This is a genomic window from Paenibacillus sp. J22R56 (assembly GCF_056269375.1).
Genome location: NZ_JBWDNV010000006.1, coordinates 305,010 through 320,719, shown reverse-complemented (window position 1 = coordinate 320,719; position 15,710 = coordinate 305,010). Strand labels below are relative to the sequence as shown.

Annotated in this window: 16 protein-coding genes; 13 read left to right on the top strand and 3 right to left on the bottom strand. The window is 43.7% G+C overall.

What is annotated here, in order from left to right:
* The first annotated feature begins 33 nt into the window (after positions 1–33).
* The 8 genes from AC0YNT_RS16560 to AC0YNT_RS16525 all read left to right on the top strand — a co-directional run bounded on the left by AC0YNT_RS16560 (position 34) and on the right by AC0YNT_RS16525 (position 8,389).
* Complete coding sequence (locus tag AC0YNT_RS16560; RefSeq protein ID WP_475805616.1) at positions 34–1,419, top strand: spore germination protein; 1,386 nt, start codon at positions 34–36, stop codon at positions 1,417–1,419.
* Positions 1,416–2,588, top strand: a complete 1,173-nt coding sequence (locus tag AC0YNT_RS16555) for a Ger(x)C family spore germination protein (protein ID WP_475805615.1) — start codon at positions 1,416–1,418, stop codon at positions 2,586–2,588. Before AC0YNT_RS16560 ends, AC0YNT_RS16555 begins: the two co-directional genes overlap by 4 nt.
* The gene (locus AC0YNT_RS16550; protein ID WP_475805614.1) at positions 2,585–3,676 is read left to right on the top strand and encodes a GerAB/ArcD/ProY family transporter; all 1,092 of its coding nucleotides are present in this window, start codon (positions 2,585–2,587) and stop codon (positions 3,674–3,676) included. The genes AC0YNT_RS16555 and AC0YNT_RS16550 overlap by 4 nt, the downstream gene beginning before the upstream one ends.
* 78 nt (positions 3,677–3,754) lie before the next feature.
* Positions 3,755–4,426 carry a Crp/Fnr family transcriptional regulator gene (locus AC0YNT_RS16545; protein WP_475805613.1) on the top strand — a complete coding sequence of 224 codons (672 nt, stop codon included), beginning with the start codon at positions 3,755–3,757 and terminating at the stop codon, positions 4,424–4,426.
* 132 nt (positions 4,427–4,558) lie between these two features.
* Complete coding sequence (locus AC0YNT_RS16540) at positions 4,559–4,753, top strand: YgaP family membrane protein (protein WP_475805612.1); 195 nt, start codon at positions 4,559–4,561, stop codon at positions 4,751–4,753.
* Positions 4,754–4,883: 130 nt separating this feature from the next.
* Positions 4,884–5,870, top strand: a complete 987-nt coding sequence (locus AC0YNT_RS16535; RefSeq protein WP_475805611.1) for an ABC transporter substrate-binding protein — start codon at positions 4,884–4,886, stop codon at positions 5,868–5,870.
* Positions 5,867–7,882 (top strand): iron ABC transporter permease, encoded by a 2,016-nt coding sequence (locus tag AC0YNT_RS16530; RefSeq protein WP_475805610.1) that lies wholly within the window; start codon positions 5,867–5,869, stop codon positions 7,880–7,882. Before AC0YNT_RS16535 ends, AC0YNT_RS16530 begins: the two co-directional genes overlap by 4 nt.
* A gap of 153 nt (positions 7,883–8,035) precedes the next feature.
* Complete coding sequence (locus AC0YNT_RS16525) at positions 8,036–8,389, top strand: DUF3221 domain-containing protein (RefSeq protein ID WP_475805609.1); 354 nt, start codon at positions 8,036–8,038, stop codon at positions 8,387–8,389.
* 16 nt (positions 8,390–8,405) lie between these two features.
* Here AC0YNT_RS16525 and blaOXA read toward each other — a convergent pair whose 3' ends face one another.
* On the bottom strand, positions 8,406–9,206 hold the full coding sequence (gene blaOXA / locus AC0YNT_RS16520; protein WP_475805723.1) for a class D beta-lactamase: 801 nt from the start codon (positions 9,204–9,206) through the stop codon (positions 8,406–8,408).
* 141 nt (positions 9,207–9,347) lie between these two features.
* Here blaOXA and AC0YNT_RS16515 point away from each other — a divergent pair, with 141 nt between their 5' ends.
* On the top strand, positions 9,348–10,730 hold the full coding sequence (locus tag AC0YNT_RS16515) for an aminotransferase-like domain-containing protein (protein WP_475805608.1): 1,383 nt from the start codon (positions 9,348–9,350) through the stop codon (positions 10,728–10,730).
* A 49-nt stretch (positions 10,731–10,779) separates the two neighbouring features.
* Here AC0YNT_RS16515 and AC0YNT_RS16510 read toward each other — a convergent pair whose 3' ends face one another.
* Complete coding sequence (locus AC0YNT_RS16510; protein WP_475805607.1) at positions 10,780–11,670, bottom strand: AraC family transcriptional regulator; 891 nt, start codon at positions 11,668–11,670, stop codon at positions 10,780–10,782.
* Between the two features lie 123 nt (positions 11,671–11,793).
* Here AC0YNT_RS16510 and AC0YNT_RS16505 point away from each other — a divergent pair, with 123 nt between their 5' ends.
* From AC0YNT_RS16505 to AC0YNT_RS16495, 3 genes are all read left to right on the top strand, one after another.
* Positions 11,794–12,621 carry a phytanoyl-CoA dioxygenase family protein gene (locus AC0YNT_RS16505; RefSeq protein ID WP_475805606.1) on the top strand — a complete coding sequence of 276 codons (828 nt, stop codon included), beginning with the start codon at positions 11,794–11,796 and terminating at the stop codon, positions 12,619–12,621.
* 67 nt (positions 12,622–12,688) lie between these two features.
* Positions 12,689–13,144, top strand: coding sequence for a hypothetical protein (locus tag AC0YNT_RS16500; RefSeq protein WP_475805605.1), 456 nt, complete (start codon positions 12,689–12,691; stop codon positions 13,142–13,144).
* 41 nt (positions 13,145–13,185) lie between these two features.
* Positions 13,186–13,686, top strand: a complete 501-nt coding sequence (locus AC0YNT_RS16495) for a P-loop nucleotide/nucleoside kinase family protein (protein ID WP_475805604.1) — start codon at positions 13,186–13,188, stop codon at positions 13,684–13,686.
* 351 nt (positions 13,687–14,037) lie between these two features.
* On the opposite strand, the gene AC0YNT_RS16490 is transcribed toward AC0YNT_RS16495, so the two are convergent.
* Complete coding sequence (locus AC0YNT_RS16490; RefSeq protein WP_475805603.1) at positions 14,038–14,490, bottom strand: Dps family protein; 453 nt, start codon at positions 14,488–14,490, stop codon at positions 14,038–14,040.
* A gap of 155 nt (positions 14,491–14,645) precedes the next feature.
* Here AC0YNT_RS16490 and AC0YNT_RS16485 point away from each other — a divergent pair, with 155 nt between their 5' ends.
* Positions 14,646–15,707 (top strand): hypothetical protein, encoded by a 1,062-nt coding sequence (locus tag AC0YNT_RS16485; RefSeq protein WP_475805602.1) that lies wholly within the window; start codon positions 14,646–14,648, stop codon positions 15,705–15,707.
* Positions 15,708–15,710 lie beyond the last annotated feature (3 nt).

The following is a 15,710-nucleotide window of genomic DNA, read 5'->3' as shown; positions in this document are numbered from 1 at the left end:
TACATGAACTTTCTGGAAGAGGAGGTAATCAGAGTGGAAGCCGAGGATGTGAGTGAATATTTAGCGATCAATCAAGATGTGTTGCAATCTATTTTTCATAACTGCGCTGATGTGGTATTTCGCACTTTGAAGCTATCGGAGAATTCGAGCATTCTGCTTGTTTACATACAAGAACTGACGGATTCTAACGAATTGGAGCAGATTATTTCTGCGTGTATGGTTAGCGGTAGCGAGCGGCTAACTCAATATAAAATAGTAACACGCATATCGGATATTGTAGCTAAAGTGCTGAAAGGGAGTACTGCAATCATTATAGATGGTAAACCATATGCTTATATAGCAGGTCTGACCTCTTTCCAGCATCGCGCGATTAGTGAGCCCTCGAACGAAGCATCTATTCGTGGTCCACGTGAGGGTTTCACCGAAGATCTAAACACGAATAAGAGCTTAATTAGAAGAAAAATAAGTCATCCAAATTTAAAGTTTGAAAGTCATCAAGCAGGAGAACTTACCAATACTGAATTTGTTGTTAGTTATATCGAGGGAAAAGTTAAACCAGAACTTCTCCAGGAAGTCTCTAGAAGACTGAAGGCTTTCCGCACGAATCAACTGCTTGATTCTGGTTATATTGAAGAATTCATTGAGGACAAGAGCTTTTCCTTATTCCCCCAAATCCAGAATACAGAGCGTCCGGACACGGTTGCCGCGAGTTTATTGGCAGGGAGAGTGGCCATTATCGTTGACGGTTCTCCAAACGCTTTGCTCTTGCCAATGACATTCTGGTCCGGATTTCAAGCAGCGGAAGACCATTATGAACGTTTCATCTATGTATCTGCTGTTAGATTTTTACGGTTCTTATTAGCTATTCTGTCCTGCCTGCTTCCATCTATATATGTTGCGCTAACGACATTCCATCCCCAGATGATCCCACTGGCTCTTATGCTTAGTATTTCAGTATCCAGAGAAGGCATTCCGTTTCCGACCGTTATTGAGACGTTATTAATGGAGCTTATGTTCGAGGGGTTGCGAGAAGCGGGTCTACGTCTGCCTAAAGCAATTGGGTCAGCCGTAAGTATCGTAGGCGCATTAGTTATTGGGGAAGCAGCTGTTCAAGCTGGATTTATCTCTGCTCCTATTGTCATGATTGTTGCAGGTACTGGTATAGCCTCGTTTGCATTTCCCAGTTATAGCCTTGCATTACCGTTTCGAATGTTACGGTTTCCACTGCTCATATTTGGGGGATTTCTTGGATTGTACGGTGTTGCGATAGGAATTATGTTTATCATGATTCATCTAGTGTCACTTAAGTCGTTCGGGGTTCCTTATTTAAGCCCAATGGCTCCTGTTGCACCTAAATTCTGGAAAGATACACTGATTCGAATGAACAAACGTTACATATCGGGAAGGCAAAAACAATGAAAAGAAGCAGTTATTCCATCCTTTGTGTAATTGTAATACTGAGTGTTCTCCTTACAGGTTGCTGGGACAGGAATGAGATAAACGATTATGCTTTCTGGATTGGAACATCCTTAGATCTATCAGAAGACGGTCAGCTTGAAAAAAGCGCTCAAATCGCCGTTCCATCGGGCATTAGCAGCTCCAGAGGAGGGGGCGGTGGAAGTGAAGGAAGGGCAAATATTGTAGTAACCGCTTCTGGGGCTTCGATTGTTGATTCCATGCAGCAAATTCAAGATAAGCTGCCCCGGAGGATTTTTCTAGGACATCGCAGGTCTATTTTCATCGGAGAAAAAATGGCCCGCAAGGGAATTCTCGATATAATGGATCAATTCACGCGAAATACGGATACGCGAATGCGGACAGATATTTTCGTTGTGAATAATGGAAAAGGAAAGGAATTGTTAGATATTAACAGTCCTTTCGAACAATTCTCGACGATTGTCGCGGTTAATCAAGACCGATTTTGCCGATTAGGAGACACTGCCTTAAGGGATGTGTTACTCGATGTTGGACGTGATGGTATTCGGCCATCAATGCCGATGGTTGATATTGCTCCCAAGAATAAGCAAGAGAAACAACAAATTATCGAGGTTAGATCCGTTGCTATTTTTAATAATAAGCTGCGGATGGTTGGAGAAGTCAGCGGGAGAGAGTCACTGGAATTGTTTTGGGTCAAAGGGGTGCTAAAGAATCTATACTTGACGGAAGAAACGGGACAAGGCAGCGTATCTCTGTATGAATCTAATCTTAAAAAAAGCGTTGTTACGGAAATCAAAGACAATAAGCTTAAAGCCCATGTGAAACTCGTGGGAACTGGACGGGTGCTTGAAAACAATACGAATATTGATCTTTCCGTAACTACCGAACGAATCCGTTTAGAACGAGAGTTAAATAAAATGAAAGCTAAGCAAGTAGAAGAGACAATAAAAAAGCTACAGAGTCAATACGGGCAGGACGTGTTCGGATTTGGAGAAGAGATACATAGAGAACATCCTTACTACTGGAAAGGAATTCGGACCAAATGGGATCAGCTTTTCCCTACACTTGAAGTGTCTGTTGAGGTCAGATTGAAAATACAGAGTACAGGGGATATAGGCAAGCGCGTCCCGGGAATAGGAGATAGAAATTGAAAATTTCAACTTGGCAGTTGTTCTGGATCTTCACTACGTTAGAAATCTCGATGAGCATATGGCTGACTGTATCGCCAACGATTGAGATAGCTAGACAGGACGCCTGGATCTCCCTTGTGGTGGCAGGCGTCATTGGTCTTGTTGTGACCATGATATTAATTCGAGTCAGTCAGTGGCATGCTTCCCATACCTTGGTTGAGTTTACTCAGAAGCTATTTGGAAAATGGGTCGGCAAAGGAATTGCTATCCTGTATATTATGATGTGGTTTTCTGTAGCCGCTGATATATTAAGAATATTTTCATTATTTATTAATCAATTTCTATTTCACGATACGCCCGTATGGATCATCGCAGTTCTTATGGTCGCAGCTATGGTGTATATCAACTATGCAGGAAACATCGAAGCGATTGCCCGCTTTAGTGAAATGGCAGGGCCATTGCTGCTGGTGGGGATTATCATTACTTTTGCGTTGAATATAACTAATCTGCACCCATCGCTTCTTTTGCCTGTATTTGCGGATTCCGGTGTCATACCGATTTTGAAGGGTTCATTGGTAAATGCTTCTTTCTTAGGGGAATCGATGATGATCATGATGTTGACCCCGTTCATCGCAAATTCAAAAAAATTGATGAAGCCAACGCTGCTGGCGATTGGTACTCCATCATTAATTGCTGTAGTGACGGCGGTTATGGTTGTCGCAACCTTCGGAACTAATATTGGATCCACCTTATACTTTCCGTATTTTAGCATGGTTCGATTTATTAATTACCTGGAATTCATTCAAAACATGGATGTCTGGATCGTGTTCATCTGGATCTTCAGCGTATTTATCAAGTTGTCCATTTATTTGTTCATTAACAGCTATGGAACTGCACAATTATTAGGCATCAAGAACTGGCGGGCAGTGATCGGATATGCTGCAGCCATCATTTTGGCTATAGCCTTAATACCTGCCAATATCGTTGGCATGTTGGATTACGCGAATTTTGTATGGATCAAATACATATTCCCGATTTTTATTGTTGGGTTTCCGATTGTTTTTCTACTCGTTAGCTTGATTCGAGGCAGGAAATTAGCAGCATCCTAGTGTGACTTTATCACAGATTAGCGTTCAGCTTTTGTGCTAATATTATAATCGCTAATTCTTAAGGAGGAGCTGAACGGATTGATTCTATCTGAATATTTATCGCGAATCATAACACTATTCCCTAGCTTGGCAGACATAACGGAGCAGGATTGGAATCAAGACGGCATCAAAGTCCTTCAGATGGAACCAAATTATATTATTGAAGAAGGACAATTTCTGGAGTACGTCGTTATGGTGTTAGAGGGCACAGTTAGAATGTATAAAGTAAGCACCAGTGGCCGGGAAATCACATTGTACAGGATTCATAGCGGAGAATGTTGTCCACTAATGAGCTCTAGTGTTTTGGGAGAGTCCGAATATGAAGCTTCAGCTTGCGTAGAAACAGCCGGCCTTGTGCTGATGATTCCTGCGGATATTTTCAGAGAGTGGACGGATCGATATCAAAGTTTCCGGCAGTATATATTCAAATCTTTTGCCAGACGGATTGTCATTATGTCTAATCTGCTCGACAGCATCAACTTCAAATCCATCCGGGGAAGAATTTCGGAATTCCTTATTCAAATGGTTAATCAGACCGGAAATTCCCATACCCTGCATATAACGCATGACAGCTTGTCCGTTGAGCTAGGTACGGCTCGCGAGGTGATTAGCAGAACGTTGAAGGGACTTGAGAAGGAAGGAATCATTCAACTTTCGAGAGGGAAAATTACGATAAGAAATCATAGCGCGCTTGAACGGTATATAGAGTAATAAATGATCAGCCACCTGTTAGGTGGTTTTTTTGTTGTAAGTGACGAAGTTACGGTTCTTTCTTTTTAGCCTTGGTATGATCGTAACTGTAAGACAAACAAACAAATCTTCAAAACACGAGAGGAGAAATAAATGATGAAAAACGTTGGAGGAACAGACCGTGCTATTCGGATTATTGTAGGGATTGTATTGTTATCCTTATTTATTGTCCTGCCAGGCTACTGGAAATTAGCGGGTCTAATTGCTTTACCATTTCTAATAACTGGCTTGGCACAAAAATGCGCCATCAATAAATTATTAGGCCGCAATACTTGCCGCATCAGATAATAGTGTGCGAGCTAAATTCCTTCATAAATATTGACAACTCTGTTTAACAATGATAGTCTCACTTAGATGCAATTGATATCGATTATCATTATTGATTGCGATAATTAAGCTATTATGGAGGAAAGCACAAATGAAAAAGTTTTTACAAGTAAGTTTGGTTCTGCTATCTATTCTAATAATTACAGCAGCTTGTAGCTCGAAAAATACGAATAACACCAGCAACGTTACACCTAGTAATGATACAGCGACTGGTTCTATCGTGATTAAACATGGTAAAGGCGAGACTAAGCTTGAGAAGCCGGCAGTGCGAGTTGTCGCTTTGGAGTGGATCTTCTCAGAGGAATTAATCGCATTAGGAATTCAGCCAGTTGGAAATGCGGACAATAAGGAATATACGCTATGGGTCACTAAAGAAGCGGCACTCGCAGATAACGTTACAGATGTCGGCTTGCGTTGGGAGCCTAACCTGGAGACGATCGCGGCGTTAAAACCTGATCTGATTATTTCCAATACAGATAATAACGATGCGATTTATGATCAGCTTAACGCGATCGCTCCAACGATTGAATTTGATCCTTATCCGAACGAAGGAGACGCTTATACAGGAATGGTCAAAGACTTCAAAACCATTGCTCAAGCAGTAGGTAAATCGGAGGAAGCAAATAAAGTGCTTGCCGATCTGGATCAGCATTATGCAGAGGCTAAGGAAAAGCTTGCAGCAGCTGGCAAAGACAAATTTAATTATGTAATTACGCAAGGATTCAGCAGCCAGAATTCGGTAACGCTTAGGATGTTTACGGATACGTCAACAGTCGTTCAAACGCTCAATCGTATCGGTATTACCAGCGATTGGAAGTCAGACAAATTTGAGAAGTATGGTTTTACAGATGCGACCTTCGAGGCTCTGCCCGCAGTGAGCGATTCCAACTTCATATATATTGTCCAAGATAACGATAATGTTTTTGGTGACACTGTGAAAGATAACACGGTTTGGAACGGATTGAATTTTGTTAAAGAAAACCGGACTTATGGCATTGGTGGAGACACATGGACCTTTGGCGGCCCACTATCTTCCAAAGTATTAGTTGATCGTGTTGTTGAAGCTATTACAAAATGAGAACGTTTAGTTTATTCGTGAGCGGCTTAGCCGCTCTCTTCTTATTGTCGATAGCCAGTTTTTGTTTTGGAGAAGCTCAGATTTCTTTCAAAGTTGTCTTAGATGCGCTGATTCAGCGCGAAGATCTGCCCTTACATAATGTGGTATGGGATATGCGCATGCCGCGTGCAATATTAGGCATTTTCTCCGGGGCAGGGCTTGCGGTAGCCGGGGTTTTGCTTCAGACGATTACTAAAAATCCGCTAGCATCAACAGATACACTTGGTATTAATGCTGGTGCTTATTTTATGGTTGTTGCGGGAACGATCTTTTTCCCTAGCCTTCTTCACCAGTCACCGTTTCTCTTTGCCGCCGCTGGCGGAGGTCTTGCAGCAATGAGTGCCTATTTGCTTGGAGGCGGTCGAGCTACAAGTCCAATCCGACTAGCCCTCTCCGGTATGATTGTAGCGATGGTAATTGGCTCATTTACAAGCGCCCTGCATATATTTTACGCTACGGAAACACAATCGCTATTTTTATGGGGCTCAGGCTCGCTTGCGCAACTCGATTGGAAAGGTGTTTCATATGCCTGGCCTGGAGTCAGCGCTATTATAATCGTAGCTTTTTTCATGGGCAAGCAATTCGACGTCTTTAACTTGGATCAGTCCACTGCGCAATCATTAGGTCAGAAGGTTGAACTTACTCGCTTTGCGGGATTGGCGCTTGCCGTGCTGGTTGCTGCAGTCGTGGTTAGCGTAGTTGGTCCTATCGGATTTGTTGGTCTCGTCGCCCCTCACTTAGTACGCATGAGTGGACTGCGAAGGCATAATTGGCTCATTCCCGCCGCAGCCCTTTGGGGAGCCGTATTGCTCACTGCAGCAGATGTTCTGACGCGAATGGTTCGCAGCAGCATGGGGGAGATGCCCGTTGGCGCGATGATGGCGATAATCGGAGCACCATGGTTTATTTGGCTCATACTTAAAAAAATGAAAGGAATCTCGGGTTCTCTATCAAGCTCATCCATGTCTATTGGCAGAACTCGTGTTCACCTTTCCTTCCCGCTTATTGCATTCAGTATGCTTTTCTTAGTTGTCGCATTCATTCTTGTAAGCATGACTATGGGCGGCACACGTATCCCATTAAGTCAGCTATTCCCGAGTCTGATGGGGGCTGATCAAGCGGGTACTTATTCCATACTTATGAATTTACGATTGCCTCGAACCCTTGTTGCTGCAGGTGCTGGCATTGCACTAAGCGTAAGTGGTGTTCTTATTCAAGCAGCTGTTCGTAATCCATTAGCTGATTCTTCTATATTGGGAGTAACCTCGGGAGCTGGTTTCGGAGCATTACTGGTACTCATTTCCTGGCCGCAAGTTTCGATAATCTTTATTCCGATTGCTGCTATTGGCGGAGCTGTTATTGCTGCAGGCGTCATCTTTCTTTTCGCGTGGCGAAAGACGCTCAACCCGTCAGTTGTTATTCTACTGGGGATTGCGGTTTCCGCTATTGGATCCGCCGGCATTCAAGCTTTAATGGTACTGGGGCCATTATGGGGGAGTACAGGTTACATATGGTTGACGGGTTCGACATACGGTCGCACATGGGATCAATTCCTCATGATCTGTATCTTTCTAGTCGTTCTCCTGCCGATTGCATGGTGGCTTGGTCGTAAGTTTGACTTACTCGCATTTTCTGATGACAGCTCTATAGGATTTGGTTTGCCGGTGCGTAAAACACGATTAATAGCTATGACTGTGGGTGTTCTATTATCCGCCGGTGCTGTGGCTGCTGTTGGAATGGTAGGCTTTCTCGGTTTAATTGTCCCTCATATGATCAGAAGCGTAATTGGACATAATACGCGACAATCTATTGTATTATCAAGCTTACTTGGGGCACTGCTGCTTGTATTGGCCGATACGATTGGTCGAACGATCCTTGCTCCGGTTGAAATTCCATCCGGAATATTAATTACATTGATTGGTGCACCTTATTTTCTATACTTAATGTTTCGTTCGCAAAAGAAGACGTTTTAGGTTATTAGTTAGTGAGCTCAATAAAGACATGACGACAGCCGATCACTATGATCGGCTGTCGTTTTCTCATTATTGATTAGCGTAACTATTACTTTATTAATGCGTCCTAATTGTGGAAACATACAAATAACAAGCTTTGTGGAGGCGTAAAAGTTGAATAGAATATTATTGATTTTAATTATTGCTTTAATTGGAACGCTGCTTGGTTGTAGTAAACAACCTGATAAAGGCGATTATATCATCGAAAAAGAAAACGAGAGTAACATACCTACAATATATGTGGTTCATCATATCACGGAAAAAGAAGCTAGGACTAAATCTCTTCATGATTTTTTAGTCAATGATGATGAGAATGATGTGGTACTGTACCACGTAAACGATATTAAACTATATAATGACCTGGATATTGGCGAAAGGGTAACTGTAAAACCAGGGGGATATACGATGTTATCTTATCCCCCTCAAGCAGTTGCTGAAGAAATCATTAGATATTCAAAAAGAAATTAACTGCGCAAAACGGTGATCACAAAATGTTGAGGCTCTTCAAGGCCTCCAGTGTAACCGTCTTGGCAGTTGTTCCGCTGCTGTCGACGTTTGCGGCGAACACCCAGTCGGTCGTCCCGCGCTCCACATAGCCCACATACCAACCGAGCCCCATGTCGGACAAGCGTGTACCTGTTTTACCATGAACAGTGTATTTGTCCTGATCGTCATCGATCATGATGCGCTTGACGGTCTTCATCGTCTGCTCTTGGAAGGGCAGAGTCTCGTCCACTAGGTCTTCCATGAAACCGACTTGCTCTTGCGCCGAGATCGTTAGCGAGCTGTTCAACCAAAAGGTATCGATGCCCCCGCTAATATCCATATTACCGTAATGAATACGCTCAAGGTAGCTCTTCATCCTCTCGGCCTCGATGTCTCTAGCCATCTCCTGGTAATACCAGATTGCGGATGCCCGCATTGCCGAGCCCAGCGTATGGTCTCGGTTCCATACCTCGAACGGCCGAACGATGCCGTCCCACCGCTTGACCTCATATTCGTCCAGCACTGCTCCAACCTCGAGTCCTATTAACGCGTTTGGTACCTTGAATGAAGATTCTGGCGTGAACCGTTCCCGGCTGCGTTCGGGATTACAGACGTAAACGCGGTCAGTCTTCAGGTTTTTGACAATCAAGGTGCCATGCACGTCATGAAACAGCTCGTCACAGGGCAGCTTTATTTCTTTTGGTGCGGCATTCACGGGAAGAGCCGCTGTACTCGTTGTGCCAGCGAACAGCAGTGCGGCAAACGTTAAGGTGACTCGGTTAATCTTTTTCCAACTAATCAAGTTGCATTCCTCCTCGGGCTTCTTCATAATGGCGTAACAGTTGTCGACAACACTGAGTATAGAGGTATGTAAGGCTTGACTGCACATCCGTTTGAAGTGAGTGTACCCATACAGTTGGTATGAAGGAGGCATGTAAAAATGCTTTATGAAGCGATTGTGGAAAAGATCCTTCAAGAGATGAAGAACGGTAAGCGGAAGCCAGGGGACAAGCTGCCGTCAATCCGGGAAGCGGCAGAAACGTTCGGCTGCAGCAGAAATACAGTGATTCGGGCGTACGGAGAGCTCGAGCAAAAGCACCGAATCTATGCCGTACCTCAGAGCGGTTATTATGTCGCGCACCGAAGTTCAGGCGAGGTGGAAGGAAGAGTGGCAACGGAGAAGCAGGACGTCATCGATTTCGAATGGGCAGGCCCGGACCGGAACGCCATGCCGTACCGAGATTTTCAGCACTGCATGAACGAGGCAATCGAACGGTACCAAGAGGACATGTTCACTTATTCAGAGGGGCAGGGTCTTGCTTCGCTGCGGCTACAGCTGACCCGGCATCTACGGGATTTGCAGGTGTTCACGGTTCCAGAGCGCATTTATGTGGTGACTGGCTCTCAGCAGGCGCTGCATTTATTAGTGGGGCTGCCTTTTCCGAACGGTAAGAGAAATATCGTCGTGGAGCAGCCAGTGCATCCCGGTATGGTCGAATCGTTGCGAGGATATGGGGGAGAAGTGCATGGCATCCGGTACGAGGAGGGCGGCATGGATCTGGAGCGGCTGGAGGTACTGTTCCGGGATGGAAACGTTAAGTTCTTCTACACCGTCTCACGTTTCCACAACCCAACCGGGTACAGCCACACGAACGAAGCACGTAAGCGCATGGTTGAAATGGCACAGAGGTATGACGTGTACATTATTGAGGATGATTACATGGGCGACTTGGACTTCAATCAGAGGAACGACCCCATGTTCGCATACGATCCATCCGGAGTGGTCATCTATGTAAAAAGCTTTTCTAAAGTTATGCTCCCAGGCTTGCGCCTTGGGCTGGTCGTATTACCGGACGGGCTACGGGAAGGGTTCCTGCAAGCGAAAGCTGCTGCTGACGTACATTCGCCATTATTGACACAGGGGGCACTTGAGGTGTACCTCGAGAGCGGCATGTTCGCCGCTCACATAGGCCGGATGCGAGAGATCTACCGCCGCAAAGCAGTGCTGTTGCAGGAGGCATACCGCAAACATTTGCCACCTGGAACCATTTACACTAGATCGAACTCTGGCTTCTATACCACTATCGGGCTGCCAACCACGCTCAAGGCTAAGGCAGTAGCTGAACATCTACTGGAGCGCGGAGTGCGAGTTGATCCGGCCCAGCGCATGTACCTACCGAAGTTCAGGGAGGAGAATGTCCTCCGTCTAAGTGTCTCGCAGGTGGAGGAAGGACTCATCGAGCCAGGCATCCGAGCCATTGGTGACGGAATTCGGGAGCTGCTCCGGCAGCACACAGAAGTGAAGTTTGTGAAGCGAGGGTAGCCGCCCCCACAACCTCACCACTTCCTGATAGGCTTTGGGGAACGTAATATCACGTGCGGTGTGACGCTCTCCATTGGCTAGGAGTAATGCCGGTTACTTTTTTAAACACGGTGCTGAAATGCTGGCTCGTCTTGAAGGCAAGACCTAAAGCAAGTTGGGTGATGGAAATATCGGAGTGCGTTAACAGCTGTGCGGCGTGTTCCACTCGAGAACGTTCTACGAATGAGGAGGGAGACTGACCAAAGCTTTGCCGGAACAAGCGGTAAAAATGAGATTCACTTACCCCTATTGAGGCAGCGATGTCTCGATTGTTCCATTGCAACTCAGGATTTCGTTGGATGTTTTCCGTAATGAAACGCAAGGCAGTCTGCAGGTCCTCAGGAATATGTAAATCAGGAGAAGGCTCGGTCATGTTAAGAAGTAGATCAAGCACAAGATGCCGGACTTTCAACTTAAGCCATGGCTGTGCTTCCGATTGAAGAGCTTGCTGCAGCTTACCGAAACTAATTTTCAACTGGACATTGGTTCGTATGATTCTTGGCAGACCTCGTAATTTTTCTATGACAGCGGCTGCCTCACTCTCGCAAAGACCAAGCCACGAGGAAGAGTCCATTGAAGGTATTCTTACAATCATCCACCAGATCGTGCAGGGTTCCATAAAATCCATACGCGCTCGGTGAGGCTCATTCGGGCGGGTATGAAACAGTTCGCCGGCTCTTGCTTCATAATATTGTCCATTGACCTCCCAAGTTACTTTCCCGCTTTCTGTCAGCACAAATTCAAAGGCTCCATCATGCTCATGATGAGACAATTTCATAGCTTCTGTAAAATGATCATACCCAAGCATAAGAAGCTCGGGAACCTGGCTGACATTGGAATGGTCACTACTATTATCTGCTTCATATTCCCATCGTCCAGAACGGCTTTTCACGGTTGTCATCAGCTGATCTCCTTGTGTCCAATCATATCTATGTATAAAATCCTATTCGATAGTTTTCGGGAAGTCAAAGCCTATATAAGCTGATATCTTAAGAGGGTGAATAATTAATAGTGATGAGGTGGAATGATGGGTTTTATTCCTTATGAAGTAACTGCACAAGATAAGCAGGATTTCGAAAGTAACGGCTATTGGATCAGCCCTAAGCTTATTGATGATGAGACAATTGAAAAGCTTCGGCTGGCGCATGAACGGATCTGGTCATCTGATTTCGATGGTGACGGCTACCCTATGCATGACATCCGATTACCCGAGAATAAATTAGCATTGCGTAAACATGATAACGGCTGGTGGATTAACGACGAGGTTCGAAGTGTTGTAACTCATCCGGATTTAGGGCATATGTCCGCCGAGTTGCTTGGTGAATCCTCTATTAGGCTATGGCATGATCAGATCATCTACAAGCCTAGTGCTGCAGGTCAGGAGACGAGGGTAGGCAATGTCGGATGGCATCAGGATTATGGATTTTGGAGATGCAGCAGTACAACAAATATGGTAACAGTCTGGATTGCCTTGCAGGATACCGATCTTAGCAACGGAGGAATGAGAACAATTCTGGGCTCTCACAAGTGGGGAATTGTTGAAGGCAGTGCTGCTTTTTTTGATCAGGATTTGGAAGGACTTAAACAGAAATTCTCAAAAGGCGACTGGAACGATGAACCGTGTATTTTAAAGGCTGGTCAAGCTAGCTTCCACCATGGATTAACGTTCCACGGCTCGGGTCCTAACCTGTCTGAGTATCCACGGCTCTCCATAGTTGCACATTTGATGCCTGGTGATACGGTCTATAAGGCAGGCAGAGGCAGACATGATAATATTCGTCTGCTTGGTCCTCGTCCATACGACGGCCAGCCTTTCAATAATGAATATTTCCCTTTGCTTTACAGCAAATAAGATGCATAGATGGAAGGAAGGGCATATGCCTTTCCTTTTTTTGTTAAGTGATGGGCAGGATAACGTAATGACTATGCAGAATCAGTTTGTATCTTACATTTCAATAAAAAGCCTCCGACCCGGTGGATATCTGGCATTTTGGAATGCGAATCATGTATTCCCAGACAATGGTGATCCACTCTTCCGTGAAATTCAATCTGTTTATCATGAGATTGGTGAAGGTAGACCGGTAGAAAACAACGACTGGCCTCGACCAGGAGAACTTCATGAGCAAAGAGCTGAAATTGAGAAGAGCGGGCTTTTTGAGGTTGTTCATTTACGGCATTTTGATTGGGAGCGTATTTACCAAGTTGAAGAATACATACAACTCCTTAGAACTTTCTCCGGACACATACTGATGGAAGAATGGAAACGCGAAAAACTCTTCAACGAGATTCGAGTTCGACTTAATAGTCGCGGGGATAAGTCGGTTCGTCGACACTGGGGTGCTGTTCTACATGTTGCCCGTCGAAAAGATGGCTAATGTAGATAGTGAAACATGCTAACTTAAAGGAGGAAAGAGTCATGCTGTATATCTTTGGCGGTCTGCCAGGCACCGGAAAGTCTACGTTATCGTCAGCTTTGGCTAGGGAACTTCGGGCAACGTACCTTCGGGTTGATGTTGTAGAGCAGGCTATGCGAGCTACCGGACTCAGTGTCAATGGACCTGAGGGTTACATCGTGTGTTATGAAATTGCAAAGCAAAGCCTCCGTTTAGGACATGATGTGATAGCAGACACGGTTAATCCTATTCAAATAACTCGTCATGATTGGCGAAATGTAGCGGAGTCTCTGGAAATTCCATTTGTCGAGATCGAAGTGGTATGCTCAGACGAAAGTGAACATAGACATCGAATTCTTACGCGTAAAACGGATATATCCGGCTTAATGCTCCCCACGTGGGATCAGGTTAAGAACAGGCATTATGAAGCTTGGGACCGCGATCATATCATAATAGACACGGCGAAACATACTGTGGAGGAAAGCTTGCTAGCGTTACGCAAACGGTTAGGTCTTGAAAATTAATCGATAAAAAGATGACTCATCATAAAAGTACTGAACATTACGAGGCAGCCAGAACGGCTGCTGTTTTAATTAATAAATTTGAGGTGTGTTCCCTTGGTTACTGTTTCGACAGAGATTGAAATTAAAGTTTGTTGATGAGATGATAAGCGGTGCTTTTAAGAGTATGAGACATGAGCATGAATTTATTGATTTAGGAAATCGAACGTTGATGAGAGATACCTTACTAGCCGAAAAAGCAGTTTGATGGTGTAATACGTAAGAAAATATAACACCTTTATGCAAAAAAAGAGAACGTGCCCGAGTTATTCTCGAGCAACGTTCTGCAATATTCTTCGATCTAATGGTATACCCTTATTTACCGTTAAACGCGCTCAACATCCAAACGTGTTGCTCAAGCTTTTTATGGATGGCAAGTAACATGTCTGCCGTTGTTTCATCGCCGGCTTCTTGTGCGATTTCCATGCCTTCCTTCAATTCATCGATAATAGACGTGAAGTCTTTTATTAGTTGGTCAACCATCTGTTCAGCCGTTTCCTTGCCGCTGGCTTCCTTGATTGTGGACTCTTCTAGAAAGTCGTTCATTTTGGCAATTGGCTTGCCCTTCACCGCGAGCAGACGCTCAGCGATTTCATCGACGTGTAACGCAGCTTCCTCGTATAACTCTTGGAATTTTACGTGCAGCGTAAAGAATTGCGAACCTTTCACATACCAGTGATAGTTGTGAAGCTTAACATAGAGGACGCCCCAGTTGGCGATCTGGCGGTTCAAGAGTTGTTGAACGGATTGTGTTGTTTTTGTAGTCATGGATTATTCCATCCCTTTCAAGTTAAATTGAATTATTAATATTATTATATCTAAACCTAAATACGTTAAATGAAACATCGATGCTTAAAATGGAGACAAAATGACAACAGCTTACAAGTTAAAATTAAATACATAGTTTAAAGATGGGAAATAAAATGCAACGTAGATCGTTTCAATTTAATATGAGACATTTTCACGGAATTAAAGAATGGATTGCAGACGCTCAACCAATTAGTAATAAGAGTAATAAATTTTTAGTCCTCACTAAAAATAGTAAGATTTATGAATTGGATACTAAAAATGAAGTTATTACTGAGTTGTTTAGCTTTGATAGTGAAGGAATAATACTTTACGAGAAAGTCTCACTTCTGGTATCTGGAAAGAACGAACTAATTGCCGTATATAATACATTCGGTAGACATGGGATTGTAATAGATGTCCATTCAAAATCGATAATAATGCGTTTTAATCGAGATGATTATCATTCTGAACAAACCGTTTTTCCTGTTGCTTTTACCTATCATAACAATCAAATATTAATGATTCATGGTACAAAATGGAATAGGCTGGATATTACAAATCCTTTAACCCACGAAGTCTTTTCTAATAGAAATGATCCTAAATTCGAATTATCTGAAAACAAATCTACAGAATCAGAACATTACTTGGATTATTTCCATGGGCAGTTACTAGTTTCTCCTGATTATAAATGGATTGTAGATAACGGTTGGGACTGGCATCCTGCTGGATGTGTGACAGGGTGGAGCATTTCTGAGTGGTTACAAAACCGATGGGAGTCTGAAGACGGTAAGAGCAAAATGAACCTGTGGAGCTGGAAAGAAGATTGGAACGATCCAATATGTTGGATTAGTGATAATGAGATTGGCTTAGTTGGTAGACAAAATTCTGATTTTATTGATGAGAATGAGAGCTTTGATGATAGATGTTTTTTTAGAAAGGTAGATGTAAGGACAGGTAGCGTATTGAATGAGTTTCCTATTGCACCAGGCAATATATATTTTGATGCATACTTATTTTCATGTTCCAAGGACGCAGGAATAAAAATATATGATGTTAATTCTGGTGAACTACAATACGAAAATAAGGAATTAATTATAGATAATTATCATCACAAATCAAAAGAGTTTATCAGATATGATAGTGAACAAGAACAAATAGTAATCTATAGGTTGATTGAAGACATTAACATACTTTAAAAG